Annotated in this window: 22 protein-coding genes and 1 pseudogene; 12 read left to right on the forward strand and 11 right to left on the reverse strand. The window is 67.9% G+C overall.

All coding sequences use genetic code 11. From position 1 onward, the window contains the following. Nucleotides 1-24 precede the first annotated feature (24 nt). The 4 genes from ACIHAO_RS07630 to ACIHAO_RS07645 form a co-directional block, all read right to left on the reverse strand. Nucleotides 25-1,281, reverse strand: a complete 1,257-nt coding sequence (locus ACIHAO_RS07630; protein ID WP_396555499.1) for a tetratricopeptide repeat protein — start codon at nucleotides 1,279-1,281, stop codon at nucleotides 25-27. After that, nucleotides 1,278-2,444: an ATP-binding protein gene (locus ACIHAO_RS07635; RefSeq protein ID WP_396555501.1), complete on the reverse strand. Its 1,167-nt coding sequence runs from the start codon at nucleotides 2,442-2,444 to the stop codon at nucleotides 1,278-1,280. The genes ACIHAO_RS07630 and ACIHAO_RS07635 overlap by 4 nt, the downstream gene beginning before the upstream one ends. Then, entirely contained in the window at nucleotides 2,441-2,884 is a 444-nt protein-coding gene (locus tag ACIHAO_RS07640; protein ID WP_396555503.1) for a hypothetical protein, read from the reverse strand. Before ACIHAO_RS07640 ends, ACIHAO_RS07635 begins: the two co-directional genes overlap by 4 nt. A gap of 205 nt (nucleotides 2,885-3,089) precedes the next feature. After that, nucleotides 3,090-3,296 carry a hypothetical protein gene (locus tag ACIHAO_RS07645; protein WP_396555505.1) on the reverse strand — a complete coding sequence of 69 codons (207 nt, stop codon included), beginning with the start codon at nucleotides 3,294-3,296 and terminating at the stop codon, nucleotides 3,090-3,092. Between the two features lie 638 nt (nucleotides 3,297-3,934). Between ACIHAO_RS07645 and ACIHAO_RS07650 the strand changes: the two are divergent. Together ACIHAO_RS07650 and ACIHAO_RS07655 are read left to right on the forward strand one after the other, a co-directional pair. Then, nucleotides 3,935-4,219 (forward strand): annotated as a pseudogene (locus ACIHAO_RS07650) (fatty acid desaturase); the annotation flags it as partial. Between the two features lie 167 nt (nucleotides 4,220-4,386). Next, entirely contained in the window at nucleotides 4,387-4,602 is a 216-nt protein-coding gene (locus tag ACIHAO_RS07655) for a hypothetical protein (RefSeq protein WP_396555507.1), read from the forward strand. Between the two features lie 53 nt (nucleotides 4,603-4,655). On the opposite strand, the gene ACIHAO_RS07660 is transcribed toward ACIHAO_RS07655, so the two are convergent. Continuing rightward, nucleotides 4,656-5,930 carry a threonine/serine exporter family protein gene (locus ACIHAO_RS07660; protein ID WP_396555509.1) on the reverse strand — a complete coding sequence of 425 codons (1,275 nt, stop codon included), beginning with the start codon at nucleotides 5,928-5,930 and terminating at the stop codon, nucleotides 4,656-4,658. Nucleotides 5,931-6,058: 128 nt separating this feature from the next. Beyond that, nucleotides 6,059-6,859 carry an SAM-dependent methyltransferase gene (locus tag ACIHAO_RS07665; protein ID WP_396555511.1) on the reverse strand — a complete coding sequence of 267 codons (801 nt, stop codon included), beginning with the start codon at nucleotides 6,857-6,859 and terminating at the stop codon, nucleotides 6,059-6,061. 134 nt (nucleotides 6,860-6,993) lie between these two features. Here ACIHAO_RS07665 and ACIHAO_RS07670 point away from each other — a divergent pair, with 134 nt between their 5' ends. Then, on the forward strand, nucleotides 6,994-7,737 hold the full coding sequence (locus tag ACIHAO_RS07670) for a DUF6597 domain-containing transcriptional factor (protein WP_396555513.1): 744 nt from the start codon (nucleotides 6,994-6,996) through the stop codon (nucleotides 7,735-7,737). Between the two features lie 84 nt (nucleotides 7,738-7,821). On the opposite strand, the gene ACIHAO_RS07675 is transcribed toward ACIHAO_RS07670, so the two are convergent. From ACIHAO_RS07675 to ACIHAO_RS07695, 5 genes are all read right to left on the reverse strand, one after another. Then, the gene (locus tag ACIHAO_RS07675) at nucleotides 7,822-9,108 is read right to left on the reverse strand and encodes a cation:proton antiporter (RefSeq protein WP_396555515.1); all 1,287 of its coding nucleotides are present in this window, start codon (nucleotides 9,106-9,108) and stop codon (nucleotides 7,822-7,824) included. Between the two features lie 96 nt (nucleotides 9,109-9,204). Further along, nucleotides 9,205-10,545 carry an NAD(P)/FAD-dependent oxidoreductase gene (locus ACIHAO_RS07680; protein WP_396555517.1) on the reverse strand — a complete coding sequence of 447 codons (1,341 nt, stop codon included), beginning with the start codon at nucleotides 10,543-10,545 and terminating at the stop codon, nucleotides 9,205-9,207. A gap of 49 nt (nucleotides 10,546-10,594) precedes the next feature. Next, nucleotides 10,595-11,704: a beta-ketoacyl synthase N-terminal-like domain-containing protein gene (locus ACIHAO_RS07685; protein WP_396555519.1), complete on the reverse strand. Its 1,110-nt coding sequence runs from the start codon at nucleotides 11,702-11,704 to the stop codon at nucleotides 10,595-10,597. Then, a complete protein-coding gene (locus tag ACIHAO_RS07690) occupies nucleotides 11,701-12,894 on the reverse strand; it encodes a beta-ketoacyl-[acyl-carrier-protein] synthase family protein (RefSeq protein ID WP_396555521.1) in 1,194 nt (397 codons plus the stop codon). The genes ACIHAO_RS07685 and ACIHAO_RS07690 overlap by 4 nt, the downstream gene beginning before the upstream one ends. A 22-nt stretch (nucleotides 12,895-12,916) precedes the next feature. Next, nucleotides 12,917-13,192 carry an acyl carrier protein gene (locus ACIHAO_RS07695; protein WP_396555523.1) on the reverse strand — a complete coding sequence of 92 codons (276 nt, stop codon included), beginning with the start codon at nucleotides 13,190-13,192 and terminating at the stop codon, nucleotides 12,917-12,919. A 264-nt stretch (nucleotides 13,193-13,456) separates the two neighbouring features. Here ACIHAO_RS07695 and ACIHAO_RS07700 point away from each other — a divergent pair, with 264 nt between their 5' ends. The 9 genes from ACIHAO_RS07700 to ACIHAO_RS07740 all read left to right on the forward strand — a co-directional run bounded on the left by ACIHAO_RS07700 (nucleotide 13,457) and on the right by ACIHAO_RS07740 (nucleotide 20,925). Further along, complete coding sequence (locus tag ACIHAO_RS07700) at nucleotides 13,457-14,455, forward strand: AfsA-related hotdog domain-containing protein (RefSeq protein ID WP_396555525.1); 999 nt, start codon at nucleotides 13,457-13,459, stop codon at nucleotides 14,453-14,455. Nucleotides 14,456-14,477: 22 nt separating this feature from the next. Next, complete coding sequence (locus ACIHAO_RS07705) at nucleotides 14,478-15,110, forward strand: HAD family hydrolase (RefSeq protein ID WP_396555527.1); 633 nt, start codon at nucleotides 14,478-14,480, stop codon at nucleotides 15,108-15,110. Beyond that, a complete protein-coding gene (locus ACIHAO_RS07710; protein ID WP_396555529.1) occupies nucleotides 15,107-15,811 on the forward strand; it encodes an SDR family oxidoreductase in 705 nt (234 codons plus the stop codon). The genes ACIHAO_RS07705 and ACIHAO_RS07710 overlap by 4 nt, the downstream gene beginning before the upstream one ends. 207 nt (nucleotides 15,812-16,018) lie before the next feature. Continuing rightward, nucleotides 16,019-17,533 (forward strand): acyl-CoA carboxylase subunit beta, encoded by a 1,515-nt coding sequence (locus ACIHAO_RS07715; RefSeq protein WP_396556042.1) that lies wholly within the window; start codon nucleotides 16,019-16,021, stop codon nucleotides 17,531-17,533. 31 nt (nucleotides 17,534-17,564) lie between these two features. Then, the gene (locus ACIHAO_RS07720; protein WP_396555531.1) at nucleotides 17,565-17,747 is read left to right on the forward strand and encodes an acyl-CoA carboxylase subunit epsilon; all 183 of its coding nucleotides are present in this window, start codon (nucleotides 17,565-17,567) and stop codon (nucleotides 17,745-17,747) included. Further along, nucleotides 17,740-18,738, forward strand: a complete 999-nt coding sequence (locus tag ACIHAO_RS07725) for a beta-ketoacyl-ACP synthase III (protein ID WP_396555533.1) — start codon at nucleotides 17,740-17,742, stop codon at nucleotides 18,736-18,738. The genes ACIHAO_RS07720 and ACIHAO_RS07725 overlap by 8 nt, the downstream gene beginning before the upstream one ends. Before the next feature lie 14 nt (nucleotides 18,739-18,752). Further along, nucleotides 18,753-19,028 (forward strand): acyl carrier protein, encoded by a 276-nt coding sequence (locus ACIHAO_RS07730; protein WP_396555535.1) that lies wholly within the window; start codon nucleotides 18,753-18,755, stop codon nucleotides 19,026-19,028. Then, a complete protein-coding gene (locus ACIHAO_RS07735; protein WP_396555537.1) occupies nucleotides 19,025-20,179 on the forward strand; it encodes an acyl-CoA dehydrogenase family protein in 1,155 nt (384 codons plus the stop codon). Before ACIHAO_RS07730 ends, ACIHAO_RS07735 begins: the two co-directional genes overlap by 4 nt. A 119-nt stretch (nucleotides 20,180-20,298) precedes the next feature. Further along, nucleotides 20,299-20,925: a class I SAM-dependent methyltransferase gene (locus tag ACIHAO_RS07740; RefSeq protein ID WP_396555539.1), complete on the forward strand. Its 627-nt coding sequence runs from the start codon at nucleotides 20,299-20,301 to the stop codon at nucleotides 20,923-20,925. Nucleotides 20,926-21,012 lie beyond the last annotated feature (87 nt).

The raw sequence follows: 21,012 nt of genomic DNA on the forward strand, positions 1-21,012 counted from the left end.
GTGCCGCGCCGCGTCGGACCGGGATCACTTGCCCCGGGGTGCCGGTCGAGGGTCCCGGCCGCCGAAGCCGGCCACCCGGTCCCAGATCCAGTCGGCCATCGAGTCGGCGACGGGTTCGTCGGGCTGTCCCGGCCGGCGCCGGACCAGCGCCCCGAACGCGACGACGACCAGGTAGGACCCGGCGTCGTCGGTCATCACCTGTTCCCAGACCTCGTTCTCGGGCCAGTCGGGGTGCGCTGCCGGGTCGGCCTCGATCTCGGCGTCCATGGCGATGATCTCGTCCGCCGACATCAGGCGGAACGGCTCGGCCGAACCCCAGGCGGCACCGGAGCCGGGCTGCTGGCCGTCGTGCCAGGTCACCAGCCGCTTCGCCACCATCGAGCCGACCTTCTTGCCGGCCAGATCCGCGGCGCCTGGCCGCAGGGTGGCGCGCAGGTCGGCGGGCAGCACCGCGTCCAGCGCCGCCAGCGCGGAAGGCAGGTCGATGCCGAGCCGATGGTCGCGCATCTGCTGCCACGCCATCTCGAGCGCGCCAGTGCCTTGGATGTCCGCCAGGCTGATGTCGTCGCCGCGCGCTTTCTCGACGATTTGCAGCATCGCCCGAGCGGTCCCCAGCAGACTCCGCAGCAGGTCGTCGGTCGGATCCTCGCGCAGCAGCCGCAGAGCGAGTTGTTCGGCGTCGTCGAACCGGTACTGCGCCAGGTAGGCGTAACCGAGCAGCATGCCGACCCAGGAGTCCGCCGCGTCGGCCCGGATGGCCTCCTCGGCCGCGGGAGCGAACCGTTCGGGTGGGGCGAAGCTTTCCAGCAGGTACTGCGCGCGTTTCCGCAGCGCTTTGGGGAGGTCGTCCGCCGCCGTCCGCGCGCACAGTGCCACCGCCTCGTCGAGTTGCCGCCACCCGGCCTCGTGCTCCCCGGAGCGTGCCTGGGCGTGGCCGAGTTGCATCCAGTCGTCCCAGTCCTCCTGGTTCTCACCCAGCACGGTGCGCGCCCATCGCAGCGCCTCGTCATGGTTGTCCTCCGCTGATTCCAGCTGTCGAAGCGCACGAGCCGCCATCGTGAACCAGCTGTTGCGGAGAGCGGCGACCTGGAGGAACAGCCGCCGCGCCTCGCCGACTTCGCCGCACGCCTCACGGTGATCGCCGAGCACCATCAACGCGCTGCTCCGCTGCGGCTGGGTCGCGAGCACCCGCAGCGCCAGCTCGGCGATCTTGGGATGCGTCGGCTGTGCCTCGACGAGTTCCCAGGCGAGGTCGAGGTCGCGCTCCGCGTCGGCGCTCATCGCATGCCTCGCTTGACCCGGTATGCCCGGAGCTGGTCGAAGGTTCCGTCGTCGACGCCGTATTCCAGAACCGGCGCCACCTGGTCGAACCAGGACGTCGTGGACGGGGTGATGCCGCCGACCGCGGCCAGCAGCGCGTCGGTGGTGACCGGCACCAGCTCACCCTTGCCCAGCGACTCGACCATCGCCTGCTGCAGCACGGTTGTCGTCAGGTGGCCGAGGTCGGCACCGGAGAACCCCTCGGTCGCCGCCGCGACGGCCACGACGTCGACATCGTCGGCGGGTTTGCCGTCAAGAGCGCCCTGGACGATCGCCGCCCTGGCGACCGCGTCGGGTGGCAGTACCAGCACGGTCTTGTCGATCCGGCCAGGTCGGCGCAGTGCGGAGTCGATGTCCCACGGCCGGTTCGTCGCGGCCAGGAAGTACACCCCGTCGTTCGCTCCGGCCATGCCGTCGAGCTCCTCGAGAAGCTGAGTGACGAGCATCCGCATCGCGTGCGATCCGCCTCCGCCGGAGGTACGCCGTCCACCGAGCGCGTCGAATTCGTCGAAGAAGATCACGCACGGGGTCGCCGCGCGGGCATGGCGGAACACGCTCTGGATCGCCTTCTCGCTCTCCCCGATCCACTTGCTGAGCAGGTCCGCGAGCGTCACGTGGAGGAAGGACGCGCCGAGATCGCCGGCGATCGCCCTGGCGATGAACGTCTTGCCGCACCCGGGCGGGCCGTACATCAGCAGCGACCCGCCCGGCTTCTGCCCGAACGCCGCCGCCAGCGCCGGGTTGCGCAGCGGAGCGAGAAACGCGGTGTCCAGGTGCTGCTTGACCTCGGCGAGACCCGCGACGTCGGCCAGCGTCACCGCCGGGCGCTCGGCATCCCACAGCGACGACGGCACAGTGGAGCTGTCCTGGTCCTCCTCGGCCGGGGCCGGAACCGGGTTCGAAGTTCGCAACCGCGCCGCCATCAGCCGGGCGCGCAGGAGCCGGGCCCGCGCCGGATCGCCGCCGCGGGCCTCGAACGCGGCCAGTTCGGTGGCGGCGCGGTCCGGGTCCTGTTCCAACAGCAGCGTGACGAAGTCCTCGCGCAGTGCCAGATTGCCGGGGTCGGCCGCCACCTCGCGCGCGATCACCTCGACGAAGCCGTCGTCCGGAGTGTCACCGTTCACGGCGCGGTCCCTTCGATCCAGCCTTTGAGCAGCCCCAGGTTCGCCAGCGGGATGTAGTGGCCGATCCGCGGATGGTCCAGCGTCACACCGAAGACGCCGGCCTCGCCGAACGAGGCGACGTAGTCGATCGCGGCAGGCATCGGCACCCCGAACAAGGGCACCGTGCCTCCCTCCGGATCGGCGAGGCCGAGGCCCCGGGCGGCTTCGTTCGCACGCGCGGCGCTGCTGTAGAGGCAGATCATCGGCCCCTGCTCGGCGGCCACCGCGTACGGACGGGGCCGGTCGGCCGGGCCGCGCGCGATGAAGAAACAGTGCTCCAGCGAAGTCGCCTGGCGCCACAACGCGATCTGCGCCGTCGTGTCCCCGGCGGGAGCCGCTTTGACCGCCTCGTCGAGGCGATCCAGCTCCGCGACCATCTCGGGGCTGTTGTCTCTGGTCATTCGGTTCTCTCTCGTCCGGGCTGCCGTTACGTCCGTTTCCAGAGCAGAGAAAACCATCCCGTCGATCGAGGCGGACAGGCGGCCGTCCTTGTCCGCATGATCCCTGTCAAGGACAACGGAAACGGCGGCAACCGAGCACGGTCTCGCCGTGTCAGGCCGAAGTGGACCGGGTTCGTCGTTCGCCGGATTCGCGGGTGGCGGGCTGTTAGGGTCCGGCCATGCGAATGTGGTGGTGTGGCCTGGTCCTGGGCGCGGTGGCGCTGCTCGGCGCGTGCGCCGGGGGCGGATCGGGGAGCGGCAGGGTGGCGCCCTCGACGACGGTGACGACCCCGACGACAGCGCTTCCGCGGCCGACCCCGGTGACCACCACGACGCAGACGACGCCGCCGACGCCGGAGACGACCCGGACCACGACTCACCGCACCACGACGACTGCGAAGCGTACGACCGCGAAGCGTACGACGGCCCCGCGTCACACTTACACTCGGAGACGTTGAGGGTTCACTTGGCCGGAGTCCGCGCCCCGTAAGGCAAATGTGTCGTGTTCCTGGGCGAGACCAGCGGCGGGGCGAAGGCTCTCTTCGCTGCGTCTGATGCGGTGATGGGCTCCTTCGGACCTGGCGTGTCGTGAAGGGTCCCTTTGAGACGTTCACCGTCTCAAAGGGACCCTTCACGACATCCCTGCGGGCCGCGATCACTCGTGTGAGCGCCTGGCTGGAGTCCTTCACACCCCTCGGCTCTAGCGGTCTTTACTGTGGCCACCGGTCGTGTCCTTTGCCCCGGCTCGACGAGTCCAAAGGCACGTGGCTGCCGGCCGAGCACTACCGGCGGCATCCCGGAGTCAGGCCGGGTGGCGGTTCGAGACCCGGAGTGAGAGGCCTTTTCGGCAGATTGGTCTCTTGGTGGCCTTCGCGGCGTGCTTCTGGGCTGGCCCGCGAGAGGGGGTCGTGAGTGGCAAGGAGGGTTCTATTGAGGGGCAAGGCAAACGTGGCTGGATCGCGCCGTGGTCCGATGCCCCCAATGTGGCATTGGGGACGCTGACCGTCCCCAATGCCACATTGGGGGCATGCCCGGCTTCCGACTCCCCGCACACACCGCCTGGGGGTGACCAGCCTCCTCAAGCCCACCGGAAGTCCGCTGTTCCACCTGCTGTCCGGGAACCTCAGCCACCAGATCGAGCACCACCTGTTCCCGGACATCCCGTCCCGCCGTTATCCGCGGATCGCGGCCGAGGTGCGGGACATCTGCGAGAAGCACGGCCTGCCCTACAACACCGGTTCCCTGTCGAAGCAACTCGGCTCGGTCGTCCGCAAGATCTTCCGCCTCGCTTTGCCATGATCGAACGGCCGCCCACGCCTCGCGGACCTCGTTGGGCGCGACCGGCCGATCCGGCGCCGAAGACAGGACCTCCCCGGCGTCGGTCCCAGGGTGTGGCGCGAGCGTGTCGACGGCGGGTCGCAGTAGTGTGGAGGTGAATGGGGGGAGGAGGGTTCCATGGGTCTATGACGATCGACAGCAACAGAAACCTCTGTCGCCGCCGGAACTGCGACGATGCCGAGTTCTGGCTGGGTTTGTGTGTCCAGGACTGGGTGCGGTGGCAGGACGGCTTGGCCGCCCTCGACCTGCCGGACGACGAGAGACCGGCGCCGCCTCGCAGCGTGTTCGTCGCCCCGATGCACGCGGACAGCGTGTCGCGGCGGGTGATGGCGACGGGTTGACGCTGCCTCGCCGGGTGAGGCGCCGAAGAGCCGTCACCGAGAAGCGGCTTCGTTCAGTTCAGCTCGGGAGTACGGCTCGCGGTGCGGTGTAGCGCGGCGAGCTGGAGGCCGAGTACCACGCCGACGCCGATGGCCGCGGTGGAGACGATCGCTTCGGCCACGGCGGTCCAGGAGCCCGGGACTTGAGCGAATACCTGTGACAGGCTCAGGTACATCGCCGGTCCCGGCAGCACGGCGCCGGTCAGCCCGGGAATGGTGACGACGGCGGTCGGCACCTTCAACGTCCGCGCGGCCGCGCCTGCCAGGACACCGAGCACCGTCGTCGCGAGAAAGATCGACAGCGGAGCGGCAAGGCCGAGTATCGAGTGGCCTGCCCGGTTCACCAGGGACGTGACGACTCCGGCGCCGCAGGCCAGCGGCCACCACCGTACGGGCGTCCCCATCAGGATGGCGTTGCCCAGCGAACCGACCAGCGCCGTCAACGGCACCAAGGCGAGAGGTAACGCCGCGAGCTGGACCCGGCCCGCCTCCCCGAGGATGTCGAGGTCGTTGGCCACCGACACCACGACCATGACCCCGGTGACGATCGCGCCGGTCAGCAGCAGGACCGTGACCATGCGCGCGGCGGCCATCAGGTGGTAGTCGCCGACCGCGTCTTCCACCAGGGACACCAGCGACAGGATCGGCAGCAACAGCACGAGGTTGGCCGCCGAGAGGCTCGCGGCCTCGTGCCCGTCGAGCAGGCCGAGCGACAACAGCGAGATCGCGGTGACGAGTACGGTGCTCGCTTTGGCCGCGACCTGGAAGAACTCGGCGATGCCGATCGTTCCGAGCGCCCAGCCGACGCGGTTGGCGAGAACGAACAACGCGGCCGCGACCACCGCGGCGAGGACGGTGCCGTTCGCCTGCAGGCAGATCATCGCCGCGAGGAGGCATCCGCCGAGCAAGCTGATGTACCACGGCCAGGTCGGGCCCGCCGCGGCGAGCTTGCGAACCGCACGCTCGGCTTCGTCAGGGGAGATCGCGCCGATGCCGGCACGGACCGCGAGCGCTTCCAGGTCGCCCATCCGGCCGATGTCGCGGGTGTCGTTCGCCTCGATGCTGCCCAGCAGCACCACCGGCTCGCCGCCGCCGCTCGGGCAGTACTGCAGATGGATCGCCCGTACCCCGACCGAGATCCGCGGATCCTCGATGCCGCCCGCACTCGCCAGCCGGCGAACCGTGCGGACGACGACCGCGGTCTCGATACCCTGGCGGAACATCTGCATCGCCACGTCGAGAGCGAAGGCCAGCACACGCCGGGCCCGCGCCCGCTCGTCCTCCGACATGGCCGGAACTGTAAGGGCGCCGACCGGTCCGGAACGCGATCGCGAGCGGCACGGTCGCGCGGCTTGACCCGATCGGGTTCGTTCCCGGACGTGAAGCCTCGAAGCCGGAGACCGAGGCCTTCGGGGCGTCAGATTTTGCGTCCGACGCCGGCGTAGACGTCGTCTGGTTCGATGTCGCGGAAGCCTGGTTCCGGTCGCCACAGTGGTGCGCTCACCACACCGGGATCGATCAGCTCCAGTCCGTCGAAGAGGGTGACGACTTCGTCATAGGGGCGGAAGTACATGGGGTCCCGGCTGTTCTTCATCGCGTCGGTGACCGCTGCCATTTCGAGGGGCGCGTGGTCGGCGGTCAGATGCGACAGCGCGACCAGGCTGCCGGCCGGCAGCGCGTCGCGGTAGTGGGTGACGATCTCGGCGGGACGCAGGCTGTCCGGGATGAAGTGGAACACGGCCACCATGAGCAGCCCGATCGGCCGGTCGAAGTCCAGCGAAGCCCGCACCGCCGCGGAGTTCAGGACAGTCTGGGGCCGGCAGAGGTCTGCTTCGACGACGGTGGCGTTCGGGTTGCCGTCGAGGATGAGGCGGCTGTGCGCGACGGCGACCTTGTCGTAGTCGACGTAGACCACCTGGCATTCGGGGTGCACATCTTGCGCGATTTCGTGCACGTTGCCGACAGTCGGTATTCCCGAGCCCAGATCGAGGAACTGGGTGACGCCCTGCTCGACCATGTACCGCACGGCGCGGCGAAGGAACGCACGGTTGGACGCGGCGACCCGACGGCCTGAGGGGAGGACGGCCATGACCTTTTCCCCGACGGCACGGTCGGCGTCGAAGTTGTGATTGCCGCCGAGCAGCCAGTCGTAGACCCGTGCCGCACTGGGCACTCGGACGTCGACACCCTCTGGAACCCGTTCGCCCGACACGGACATCCGCACCTCGCAACGTCTTGATCGTGGTCCACCGTCGTCACCGGTACGGTACCGACTTCGATGCCGGCTCGGTGATCGATTCGAGTTCGGCGAAAGTCCGTGTGGCCTTGGCTCGCAGCGATACACTCTGCTGTGTGGGGCGGGATGTTCGTGAGCTGCGGAGTGCGTGGACCAGCTATCAGCGCCACGCGTTCCACGAGCCGTCGACGGCGCTCGCGCCATGGGTGGAGCGGTACTGGGAGGCTCGCTGGGACTACGCCGAGCCCTACCGGCAGAAGATCGTGCCGTACCCGAACGTGCACCTGTCGTTCAGCGGTGGCCGCGCAAACGTCAACGGCGTGTGCGGCGGCTACCAGATCAAAGTCCTCGAGGGCCGCGACCACGTCTTCGGCGTCGCGTTCCGGCCGGGCTGCTTCCGCCCGTTCCTCGGCGCCTCCGTCTCGACGATCACCGACCGCGTCGTCCCGGCGACCGAGGTGTTCGGCCCGGACCTGCCCACGACGCTCGACGTGCCGACCGTGGAAGCGTTCCTGCTGAAACACCTGCCGGACGACGACAGCCGGGTGCGCCAGGCGGTGGCCGCGGTCGAGCTGATCGCCAAGGACAAGGCCGTGACCAGGGTCGAACGGCTGGCCGTCGAGCTGGGACTGAGCGTGCGGGGGCTGCAACGGCTGTTCGCGGAGTACGTCGGCATCGGGCCCAAGTGGGTGATCCGCCGCTACCGCCTGCACGAGGTGACCGCACGCATGGCCGCCGGTGGCGTGATCGACTGGGCCGCGCTGGCGGCGGACCTCGGATATGCCGACCAGGGCCACTTCATCCGCGACTTCAAGAGCATGTTCGGCGAGCCACCGACCTGGTACGCGCAACGGTATTAGTCCGAGTGCGAGCCGGAGTGGGATCGCCAGGGGCCTGGCGCGCTCTTGACCGTCCACAAGGGACGCTATCGCCGGACGCACCGATCAACGTGAGTGCCGACCCGCGCGCTGGGGGTGTGCCGGAGGCAGGTACGTGGAACCGGGATCCGGCGGGAGTGCCGCGACAGCCCGGTTCTCACGGTTCAGCACGTTCAGCAGCGGTCCCGCCATGGCCGTGGTCAGTAGCGCCATGAGCACCATGAGCGAGAACAACCCTTGGTCGATGACGCCGAGCTGAAGGCCCACGGTGAGCACGATCAATTCGGTCAGGCCGCGGGTGTTCATCAGGGTCGCGAGTATGGTCGCCTGCCGCCACGGGATCCGGTGCAGGCGCGCGCTCGCGATGGTTCCGGCGAACTTCCCGCCCACGGACAGCAGCACGATCAACCCGAGTTCGACCAGGTTGGCCACCGCTATCGTGGACAGATCCACGTTCAATCCCGCGACGACGAAGTACACGGGCAGCAACAGCACGCCGCTGATTCTCTGCACGCCTTCCCAGCCGTCGCCGGGAAGGTGTCCGTGCTCGTCTCGCGGCATCACCAGGCCGAAGAGAAACGCGCCGAAGATGAAGTGCAGCCCGATCCACTCGGTGGCCGCCCCGGACAAAAGGAGCCCGGGGATCGCCACCACGAGTAAGCGGCCGCGAGAGTGGTCGGTTCGCATCGCCCTGCCCACGCTGCGCAGTAGCGGTCGCACCACGAAGAACATGATGGCGCCGAACGGAACGGCGAGCGCGATTCGCCAGCTCTGCTCGTGACCGCCACCCACCAGTGTCGCGATGAACGCGAGGACGGACCAGGCGACGAGATCCGCCACCGCCGCGGCGGACAGGGCGAGCACGCCGGTCGGGGTACGGCTCAATCCCCGGTCGGCGAGGATGCGCGCGAGCACCGGAAACGCGGTCACCGACATGGCCGTGCCGACGAACAACGCGAACGCCAGGCCGTTGGTGGTCGGATGGCGGACGACAAGATACGTGGCCAGTGCGCAACCGAACGCGAACGGCACCACGACGGAGCTTATCGAAACCGTGACCGCGGCGAGCCGGTTTCCGCGTAACAGCCGGCGATCCACCTCTGTTCCCACCGCGAACATGAACAACGCGATGCCGATGTTCGCCAAGGTGCCGAGCAGTGGCCGGATTTCGTCGGGGAACAGGGAACCGGAGAGTGCCCCGTCGAACAGTGTCGGTCCCAGCAGTATGCCGACCGCGATCTCGCCGATCACCGCGGGTTGATTCATTCGTCTCGCCATGGCGCCGAATATCTGGGCGGCCGCGACGATGACGGCGAGTGCGAACAGAACGTGGAGCATCAAATCGGGTTTCACGATCTCAATTCCCCTGTCCTGCGGTACTCATGGCAGTGCCCTGCGAAGGCGGCCGGGAAGTGCCCGAGCGGATCGGGCACTTCCCGGCCGCGTGGCCTACGGTGCGACAGGGTCGCCAGATGCTCGAAGATTGCCGAGGTAGGGGTGCCATACGTGGCCTGGGTCCTGCTCGACCTCGGCCACGACCTCGCGCATCGCGGCCAGCGCCTTGGGGTTCTCTTCGTACATGTCACCCTGTAGCAATTGCAGGACGTCGAGCCGATAGCGGGGATCCTGAACGAAGGCCCCGAACAGGATGTTCAACCGGTAGTAGATCGAGATGAATTCGTACCAGTTGCGCGTCCCCAGCTTCTGCAGGCGCTCGTACTCGCTGAACTGACTGCGATCGAACTTGTCCGCCTTGAAAGCGGCGGAAATCTCCTGACAGGCCAGCCGGGCGGTGTTCATGGCGATACTGACCCCGCTGGAGAAGATGGGATCGACGAAGCGGGCCGCGTCCCCGATCATCACGTAGCGGTCACCGGCGACCTGTTTCATCGAATAACTGTAATCGCCCTCCGCCTTGAAGGGGCGAATCTGCTCGGCCTTTTTCAGTTCTGTGGCCAGGTCGGGCCGGGTCTTGACGAATTTCCAGAAGAACTTCTCCCGGTCCACGTTCGCGTCGGCGAACTGCTTCTTCTGGGTCACCACACCCACGCTGGTGATGGTGTCCGTGATGGGAATCTGCCAGACCCAGGTGTCGGTGATCGGCAGGAAGTGGATGAGGATGTTGTCGACTTCCTTCGGGCCGGCGGCCAGCGCGTGCCGGTCCAGGTTCTCGAACCAGCTGTGGATCGCATACTGGTTGAAGACCGAGTCGGGGACCTTGGTCTTCAGCTGACGGCCCATCAGTGTCTGCCGCCCCGACGCGTCGACGAGCATGCGGGCGCTGAACTCGACCGATCGGCGGCCCATCTTGGTGTGGACCACGACGTGGCCGGGGTCGTCCAGGTCCACTCGCTGCACGTGGACTCCCTGGAATACCTTCGCACCAACGGTTTCCGCGTGCTTGAGCAGGATGAGATCGAATTTCGCGCGGTCCACGTGGTAGGTGTACGGACGGTCGACGCCCTCCTGGTCCCGTTCACCGAACTGCACCTCGGCATGGCCGTCAAAGTCGAACGTCAACGCGGGGTTGTTCAGCTGGGAGTGCAGGCCGGGAGTCGTCCACGACGCGCCGTACTTCTTCGGGAAGCCGGCCTGGTCGACCTCCGCCATCACGCCGGTCTCCAGCATGACCCGCGTGGTGGCGGGCACGAGGGACTCGCCGACATGCTGCCGAGGGAAGGTCTCGCTTTCGAAGACCGCGACGGACAGGCCGTCCATCGCGAGGTACGCGGCGGCGGTCGATCCCGCGGGCCCGCCACCCACGATGATCACATCGAAATCCGTGGTCATTTCTGGTTACTCCTCTTGTGAGGTCCGGTCGGATACGGGATTGGCGTGTTCAGCAGGCTCTGCGCAGCAGGAGACATCCGACGCTGCCGTCGCGCCCGAGTGAGGTGACCAGGCCCAGCCGCTCGGCCGGATGGTCCGCGCCGGACCAGCGGGCGAGCAGTGCGGCCGCCTGCAGGGCCCCACTGGCGCTGAAGCACTCACCCAACGCGTCGGACACCCGGACCGTCGTGGGCAGCGTGCCAAGGGCGAGCCGCACACCCTGTTCCTCGATCCGCCGGGCGCCTATCTGCGCACCCGCGCCGAGTGACACGACGTCGATCTCCTCGGCGCGCAACTCGTGGCGGGCCAGCAGACGGCCGATACACCCGGCGATCCCGGCGGCCAGGCTGGTGCGTTCGCCGCGCGCGCCGCAGTAAGCGGTCGCCGCGCCGAGGGCCTCGGCCATGATCGGCCTGCCGTTCGTCACAGCCTTGTCTTCGAGGACGAGGATCGCGCATCCTTCGCCGAGAGCGGCATCCGCTCGCAGGAGTCCGGACTTGTACCAAGCCCACGCCATGTGCGGGGTCAGCTCTTCGATGCCGCCTGCGAGCATGCTCGTCGCGTGACCGTTGTGTATCGCGTTCAGCGCGTAGCGCACGGCCGAGGTGCTGGAGACGTGGCCTCCCGCCAGTGTGGAGTTGACGCCCTTCAGGGAGTTCCAGATCGCCATCTGGCCCGCGCAGGAATTGAGGACGGTGTTGGGGAAGCGGGACGGTTCGATCATGTACGGCTCGTCCTGCACCAGCGTGTCCGTGGCGATTTCGGCGAGGCTGGCGATGCTGCCGGTGCTCGTTCCCAGCGACACGCCCGTGCGGGGGCGCAATTCGCGCTCCTCGGACCGCCCGGCGCTGTCCAGCGCCGCCTTGGTCGCGATCAGCGCGATGCCGACCATGCGGTCGAGCCTGCGCGTTCCCTTTCTGCCGACATGGTCGCGCAGGGACAGCTCCGGCAAGGTACGCAGAGCGAGTGGTGGATAGGCCTCGGCGTCGGATCCCGGTTCGACCTGGGACATCGACGGGGTCCGCATCAGCTCGCGTAACCCGGCCAGGCCGACGCCGGCGGGTGACACCACGCCGCAACCGGTGATGGCGATCGGCCGGTGGATCCCGGTACCGGTCACGAGACCCTCCCCAGGACGGTGATCGCGTTGTTCCCACCGAAGGCGAAGCCATGGTTGAGGGCGATCCGTGGATTCGCGGCGCGGGCCACGCCGGGCACGACGTCCAGACCGGGGCCCAGCGCGGGGTCGAGCTGTTCGAGATTCGCCGTGGGTGGCAGGAAACCGTCGTACAGCGCCTTACAGGTGATCACGGCGCCGAAGCCGCTCGCGGCGCCCATGGTGTGGCCGAGCATGGACTTGATCGAGCTGATCGGCGGGATCCGGTCCCCGAACACGGAGCGAACGGCGGCGATCTCGGCCGCGTCGTTGACCGGCGTTCCGGTGCCGTGGGCGGAGATGTAGTCGACGTCTTCCGGGCCGATCGCGGCTGACGCCAAGGCCGCCTCGATGCAGCGCGCGAGGCTCTCCTTGTCGGGGTGCACCATGTGGTTCGCATCGCAGTTCACGCCGTAACCGAGCACCTCGGCGTAGATCCGCGCACCGCGGTCGAGGGCCTGTTCCAGCGGTTCCAGCAGGAGGCTGGCCCCGCCCTCACCGGTGATGATCCCCGCACGACCGACGTCGAAGGGCCGGATCACGTCGTCGGCGAGGGCACCCAGTCGCAGGAACCCCGCGTGGGTGTGGCGATTGACCGAGTCGGCGCCACCGGCGAACATGAAGTCCGCCTCGCCGGTCCGAACCATGTCGTATGCGTAACCGAGGGCGTAGTTGCTCGCCGAGCACGCCGTGGCGATGGTCTGCGCTTCACCGCTGAGGCCGAGTTCGCTGTTCACCGCGCCCGCGACCCGGTTGGCAGGCGCCTGGACGACCAGCCGCGGGTCGATCGTCTTCAACCCGGAGCCGAGCCATTGTTCCGCCAGGCGCTGCTTGACCGCGGATTCACCACTGGTGGTACCGATGACCGACCCGGCGGCGCCGGCGCTGAGCACGTCCGGGTCGACGTCGGCGTCCCGCGCGGCCAGGCGTGCCGCCGACGCCGCGAACAGACCGCTGCGTCCCCATCGGGAGGGGTCGATCTGCTCCAGGATCGTCTCGGGCTCGAAGCCCTGGACCTCGCCGCCGATGTTCTTGGGAAATCGGGTCGTGTCGAAACTCGTGATGGGCGACATGCCGTTACGGCCCGAACGGATCGACTCGGTGAACTCGCCGACGCCGATCCCGACGCTTGAAACCACCCCCAGGCCGGTCACGGCGACTCGCCGGAATCGCTTGTCAGACAACGGGTGCCGTCCCGCTGAACTCGTTGACGACCTCGAAGACCTTGTCCAGGCTCGTCAGCCTGCCGATGTGGTCGGAGGGGATCACGATGCCGAGTTCCCGCTCGAAGCGGGCCACGACCGCGAGCAGGGTCAGCGAGTCCGCGTCGTACTCGTCCTCGAAAGGCGCGGTACTGGTGAGCTCGTCATCCTCGATCTCGAGTTCCTGCACGATGATCGACGAGATCCTGTCTCGCAGGTTTTCAGATGTCTGTGCAACGTGCTGAGTCACCGGATTCTCCCTATTGCGGTCATCTACCGGGAATACTTCAGCGACGCTAAGTCAGGAAATGGCACGCTGGCAATTCCGGTGCTCCCAAAGGGGTAGCGCGCCCGTCGGAAAGTGGTACGTCAGGCGCACCGACGGACCACGTCGTAATCTCCCTTGGAGGGGGAGTGCGCGAGTTTTATCCGCGATTGATGTCACTTTGACGTGTGCCGCGTATGAATTGCCGGGCAGAAACGAACTTTCTTCCCTCAGAAACCGGAGAAGAGGATGTCTGTGCCCGAGCACGGCGTTAGTGAAGTCGACGACCGCCCGGCGCTGAGCTTCCAGCGGACGGTGGACCGCTCGCTGGTGCATCGAACGGCCGTCGCCGAGGTCTTCGTGGTCGACTCGATCGCGACCGGCGACCAGCGGTGCGAGGTCGGTGCGCAACTCCCGCTGACTCACGGCTACTACAGCGACCACCTTGCCGAACCCGCCCGCTACGACCCCATCCTGCTCCTTGAAGTCTGCAGGCAGGCGGCCATCTACGGGTCTCACGCGATCGTCGGCGTTTCCCTGGGCACGGCGATGATCATCGACTCGTTCACGTTGCGGCTGCACGCCGACGGACTTCGCACCGGCAGCAGGCCGGGCGACCTCGTGCTCAGCACCACGTACCGCGGCGAGCCGACCAAGCGGGGGCGGGTCCGCAATGCGGGCGTCAGCCAGGAACTCATCCTCGACGGCACCGTCGTGGGCAGGCATGAGATGAACCTCACCGCCGTGCGCGACAGCGAACTGGAGGCCCTGCGCAAGCACCAGCGCGGCGCCGCCCCGCCGAGCACGGCCGACTATCGGGGACACGCGAGCGGGCATCCGGTCCCGCCGCATCTGGTCGGCAGGCGGGATCCGCGCAACGTGGTGCTCGCCGGCCTGCGGCGCGGTGACGGCGGCATCACGGCCACCGTGTCACCGTATTTCGGGAACAATGCCCTTTTCGACCACGATTACGACCACCTGCCCGCGATGGTGATCGCGGAAGCAGCACGGCAGGCGGCCACGGCGACGGTGGACGACGGTACCGGCGCGCTCGTCCGGAACCACGTGATCACCGGGATAACCGCCTCCTTCGAGCATTACGCCGAGCTGGACGAAAAACTCGTCGTCAGCACGTCCACCCGTGTGAAACCGGACGGCGCGAACACCGTGGACGTCACCTTTTCGCAAGGCTCGTCAAGAGTCGCGGAGATCTCCTTGGAGATTGTTTCGCGCCACGGTGGTGAATGACGTGGGCCGGCGGATATCGGCGGTGTGGACTGATTTCGGCGGGGTGCTCACTCCTCCGCTCAGCCACACCATGAGCAAGTTCTGCACCACGATGAAGCTCGATCCCGCGGCGGTGATGGACGCGGTCGGCAAGGTCACCCGGACCTACGGCACGACCGACATGATGGAGCCGCTGGACACCCCGCTGGTGACCGAGGCCGAGTGGCTCGCACAGGTGGACGTGGTGTTGCGCGAGGACCACGGCGTCTCCACCCACCTGACCACGCTGGCCGATATCTGGTTCGACGGCAGGGAAACCAATCACGAGTGGGTGCGGGCTCTGCGCGGGTTCTCCGCGGCGGGCTTGTTCGTCGGGTTGATGTCGAACATGGTTCCCACCTGGGACGCCCACTGGCGGCGCATGGTGCCCGTTTCGGAGCTGTTCGACGACGTCCTGCTCTCGTTCGAGGTCGGTTGCCGCAAGCCCGACCCCGCCATGTTCCAGCTCGCGGCCCAGCGTGCAGGGGTACCCGCGGGCGAGTGCCTGCTCGTGGACGACCTGGAACACAACTGCGCCGGAGCGCGCGAGGCCGGCTGGCACGCGGTTCTGTTCGACGACGCGGCAGGCGCACTTGCCGAGATGACACCTCTGATCACCACGCGGGAGCTCGCATGACACGTTCAGTACTCATAACCGGTGGCAACCGGGGAATCGGCCTGGCCATCGCGGAGGCGTTCGCCGCGGCGGGCGACAAGGTCGCCATCACCTACCGCACCGGCACGCCTCCGCCGGGGTTCTTCCCGGTGCGCTGCGACGTGACCGACACCGACTCCGTGAACGACGCGGTCGAGCAGGTCACCGCCCAGCAAGGGCCGGTGGAGGTCATGGTTTCCAACGCCGGGACGATCAACGACGGACTGCTGCTGCGCATGTCCGACGCCGACTTCCTGCAGGTGCTGGACACCAATCTGCTCGGTGCGATGCGCCTGACCCGTGCGGTCGTGCCGGGCATGGTCGCCGCTCGATGGGGACGGTTGATCTACGTGTCGTCGGTGACCGCGCTGCTCGGCGCGCCAGGCCAGGCCAATTACGCCGCCTCCAAGGCAGGTCTGATCGGCCTCGCCAGGTCCGTCGCGCGGGAGCTGGGCTCCCGCCGCATCACGGCCAATGTCGTGCTGCCCGGTCTGGTGGACACGGACATGACCAAGGGCATCACCGACCAACGGCGCGCACAGATCCTCATTCAGACCGCGCTCAACCGCGCCGGTACCCCCGAGGAGGTCGCCGCCGCCGTCACTTTCCTCGCCGGCGAGAACGCCGGCTACATCACCGCCGCCCTGTTGCCCGTCACCGGCGGTGCGGGCACCGGAAACTGATCGGAAGACAAGGTGAATGGGAATGTGTGAAGAACTGGTCTTTCGAGCCCGGCAGGCGGATTCCAGCCGGGAGCCGGACGCCGGAGCCGGTGTTCCGACGGCCGCGCGGAGGCAGGGGTGAGCATCGACGAGGCCGCCAGGGCTTCCGTCTCGACCGGTGCGGCGGCCGACGTCACCTTCCGCGCCCAGGTCGCGGAGCTGGCGCGCATGAAGGAGGCGCTCAACGCCGGTCCGGGGCCGCAGGCCACCCAGCGGCAACACGACAAGGGAAAGCAGACGGCACATGAGCGGATAGCCGCCTTGCTGGACGACGACTCCTTCGTCGAGATCGAAGGGTTCCGGCGTCATCAGGCGACCGGATTCGGGATGGAGCACAACCGGCCGCACGGAGACGGGGTGATCGTCGGCTGGGGCACGATCGAAGGCCGCCAGGTTTTCTTGTACGCCACCGACTTCAGGGTGTTCGGTGGCTCACTGGGCGAGGCACACGCGGCGAAGATCCACAAGGTGATGGACCTCGCGCTGGCCACGGGAGCACCGTTGATCGCGCTGAACGACGGGGCGGGCGCCCGGATCCAGGAAGGGGTCGGCGGGCTCGCCGGATACGGCGGGATCTTCCAGCGCGCGGTGCGCGCCTCCGGGGTCATCCCGCAGATCAGCGTGATCCTCGGCCCGTGCGCGGGCGGGGCGGTGTACGCGCCCGCGCTCACCGACTTCGTGTTCATGGTGCGCGGCACCGCGCAGATGTTCCTCACCGGTCCGGAGGTCGTGCACGCGGTGACCGGCGAGCAGATCACCCATGAGGAGCTCGGTGGCGCCGGAGTGCACGCGACCAGTTCCGGCGTGGCGACGTTCGTGTCCGAAGACGAACGTTCGTGTCTGCGGGACGTGCGCTATCTCGTCTCACTGCTGCCATCGAACAACCACGAGGCGCCGCCGTCCGCGTCGACCGCGGGCGTGCCGGAGGCCGACGGCGAGCGGCTGCTCGACATCGTCCCGGCCAATCCACGCTTGCCCTACGACATGGTGCGGGTCATCGAGGAACTGGTGGATCACGGGGACTTCCTCGAGATGCACGAGACCTGGGCGAGCAACATCATCTGTGGTCTCGCCCGCATCGGCGGCGAGGTGGCCGGGATCATCGCGAACCAGCCCGCCGTCTTGGCGGGCGTGCTCGACATCGCGGCGGCGCAGAAGGCCGCACGGTTCGTGCAGACCTGCGACGCGTTCAACATTCCGCTGATCACTTTGGTGGATGTGCCGGGATTCCTGCCCGGCTCGCGGCAAGAGCACGACGGGATCATCCGGCACGGTGCGAAGCTGCTGCACGCCTATTGCGCCGCTACCGTGCCGCGCGTCCAGGTCATTCTGCGCAAGGCGTACGGCGGCGCGTACATCGTCATGGACTCGCGTTCGATCGGCGCGGACCTCTCTTTCGCCTGGCCGATCAACGAAGTCGCGGTGATGGGCGCCGAGGGCGCGGCGAACATCATCCACCGCAAGGCGATCGCCGCCGCACCGGACCCGGACGCGGAACGGCAGCGGCACATCAAGGAGTACCGCAGCGAGCTGATGCACCCGTACTACGCCGCGGAGCGCGGGCTGGTCGACGACGTCATCGATCCGCGCTCAACGCGACGTGTACTCATCCGGTCGCTCGCGGCGCTCCGCCGCAAACGGATGCCGAACGTGGACCGCAAGCACGCGAATCCGCCCTTCTGATCTCGGGCCGATGCTGGAGAGGAAGTCAGGAATGGATCTTCGAATCGTCGGCGGACAGCCCGACGACACGGAAATCGCCGCACTCGTCGTCGCACTGAGCGTGGTGTCGCGCGAGCCGGACAGGTACCGGCCGGCACGCGAGCCGCGGCCCGGGTGGGACGGCCGCACCGGAACCTGGTCACCCACGAGCGAAGGGGAGTCGTTTCATGGCTGACGCCGCCGTCGTCGACGCCATCGGTCATTTTCTGCCCGAAGGCCGGGAAACGAATGAGGAACTGGCGAGTCGCATCGACACCAGCGACGAGTGGATCAGGACCAGGACCGGTATCGCCGCCAGGTCCCGCGCGGACGCCGACCAGCCGACTTCGGAGCTCGCGACTTCGGCGGGCCGGGACGCGCTGCGGCGGGCCTCGGTGGACGACGTGGACACCGTCATCGTGGCCACCACGACGCCGGACATGAAATGCCCGGCGACAGCCCCGGTCGTGGCTGACGCGCTCGGCCTGGCAGGCGCGGCGACATTCGACATCAACAGCGCCTGTACCGGGTTCCTCGCGGGCCTCGCCACCGCCTCCGGGCTGATCGCCACCGGTAACGCCCGCTCGGTGCTGCTGATCGGGGCGGAGAAGTACTCGTCGATCATCTACCCGTACGACCGTGGCACCGCACCCATCTTCGGTGACGGCGCCGCGGCCATGGTGCTGCGCCCGGGCACCGCGCGGGAGTGGGGATCGATCGGCCGGGTGCACCTCGGCTCCGACGGCGGTTTGTGGAGCCTGGCCCATGTGCGCACCGGCGGCAGCCAGTACCCGGTCGCCTCGGACGATCCGCACGACCCCTATCTGCGGATGGACGGCCGGGCGACCTACCGGCACGCGGTGGAGCGGATGACGCAATCCTGCGTGCAGGCACTCAAGCACGAGGCGCTCACCGCGGAAGCGGTCGATCTCCTGGTGGCACACCAGGCCAATGCGCGGATCCTCCGTGAAGTCGCGCGAGAGCTCGAAATACCACCGGAGCGGGCACTCGTGGACCTCACCGACGTCGGTAACACAGCGGCCGCGTCGATCCCGCTCGCGCTGAGCCGGGCGCAGCAGCGCGAGGACCTGCGGGGCGGCGAAACGCTGTTGCTGACGGCGTTCGGTGCGGGAGCCAGCTGGGGCGCGACGGTGTTGCGGTGGCCCGCACTCGGAACGGCGAACTAGGAAGGGTGAAACGGATGAACGAGATCACTGTCACCGAGGTGTGCGAGTTCCTGCGCGGCCTCGCCGAGCGGCTGGACCTCGATCTGGACGGCGTGGAGATCACCGCGGCGTCCTTGCTCGAGGAAGACCTGGAGATGGACTCACTGAACCTGATGGACTTCCTGGTCCTGCTGGAGCGCAGGTACCAGGTCAAGATCACCGACGAGAACCTGCGCGAGGTCGAGACGGTCGCCGATGTGGTGGCCCTGCTCAACGAGCTGACCCGGGCGAGCACGGTGGCGAACTGGTGACCGTGGTAGCGGAGACGGCGCGATTCTGCGCGGACGTGCTCACCTGTGCGGCACGTCCGGACGGGGACACCGTGTACGACGACGCGCATCCCCTCTGGCAGAAGTTCGTCGCGGCGGGGCTCGCGAACTGGTGGTTACCCGAACGGTACGGCGGCCGGGCGGTCTCGCTGGGGGATTCGGTCGAGATCTCGGCGCGGCTGTCCTATCACGATCCGGGCTTCGCGTTCAGCGCGTTTCTGCCGATACTGGGTTCGCGAATGCTCGAGTTCTTCGGTAGCGCCGAATTGGCCCGGCGATACCTGCCGGAGCTGAGCAGCACGGGATCCTTCTGCGCCACACTGGGCAGCGAGGCCAGGGCCGGCAGCGAACTCGCGAACACCGAGACGACGTTCCGGCGGCACGGGAACAGCTTGGTGATCAACGGACACAAGCAGTTTTCCACGAACCTGGCCTCTGCCCGCTTCTGCCTCGTTCTCGCGCGCAACGCCGACGACGAGCGGGACTTCGCGGTGATCCTCGTGCCGGGAGAGGCGGAGGGATTCCGGGTCGAGCATCGCTGGCGGATGTCCGGCCTGCTGGGCACCGGCACCTATGCGGCCACCTTCACCGACTGTGCCGTGCCCGCGGGCAACGCGCTGAACGGCAACGGCATCCGCGTTCTCGAAGTGGGACTCAACGGGAGCCGGATTCTGATGGCCGCCATGGCCATCGGTATGAGCAGGCGAATCCGTGACCTCAGCATGGAGTACGCGGCCACCAAGCATCTCGGCGGTGCGCCACTGAGCCGCAACGCCGTATTCGCCGCCCGGATGGGCCAGTTGGAAATGGAGCTCGAAACCATCAAGAGCCAGTGCGATCGCGCGGCGCTGGACTACGACGAGCTTTATCAAGGTGCCCGGCCGTCGGAAACGTTCCACGGTAAGGGCGTCCTGAAGTCGGCGGTCGTGGCGAAGATGCACAGTGGCCAGGTGGGCTGGAAGATCGCCGGCGCCGCCTCGGAGGGTTTCGGTGGGCTCGGGTACACCGAGGACCACGAGATCCAGCGTCTGATGCGGGCGATGCGGCACATCTCGATCGTCGAAGGCAGCGACGACGTGCTCCGGGACCTGATCTACGGCCGATACGTCAGGCGCGCCTCGCGGCGTGGGTGAGTCCTGCCGCACCGGCCTCTCTTGCCTGCCAGTCATTCCGACGGATGCGCCCAGGAAACGCGCCGCTCTAGCTTCGGACACAAGCGACTGGACGTTGCGATGACACGGAAAGGTATCCCATGGGTGTGCAGCAGAGCACGACCGCACAGACTCGCGACAGCCTTCTCTTCCTGGGGGAGTTCGCACGTCGTCCACTCAAGACCGCTGCCATCGCGCCGAGTTCTCCGGCGCTGGCGGCCGGCATGGTCGCGCCGGTTCCCGAGAACGGTCAGCCCGTCGTCGTCGAGCTCGGCGCCGGGACCGGCTCGTTCACCAAGGCGATCCAGCACAAACTGCGCGGTCGTGGCAGACACGTGGCCATCGAACTGAACCCGAAGCTGGCCGACCTCCTCCGGCATCGCTATCCCGGGGTCGATGTGGTGTGCGCCGACGCGACCGAGCTGACGGCGGTACTCGAACGGCGCGGTCTCGGTCCGGTGGACGTGGTCGTCAGCGGCCTGCCGTGGGTTTCGTTCCCGACCGAGGCGGGCAGGTCGCTCGCCACGTCGGTGGCCGACTCGTTGTCACCGAACGGGGTTTTCACCCAGTTCACCTACTCGTGGACGAGGTGGGCGAACCCCGCACGGACCAGACTGCAGGCACTGCGCGAACGGTTCGAGGAAGTGGTCGTCAGCACCACGGTGTGGCGCAACCTTCCGCCCGCGGCGGTGTACGTGGCGCGCCGGGCCCGGCGAGCGGAGGCTTGACGACCGGGTCGACGAGAGCGAGTTGTCACTCAGGGTGAGGGGTGTGTGGAAGTAGGGACGTTCACTGTCCCTATTTCCACACACCCC

Origin of the sequence: Amycolatopsis sp. NPDC052450 (assembly GCF_044547565.1) — a bacterium.
In the GTDB taxonomy this organism is placed as follows: domain Bacteria; phylum Actinomycetota; class Actinomycetes; order Mycobacteriales; family Pseudonocardiaceae; genus Amycolatopsis.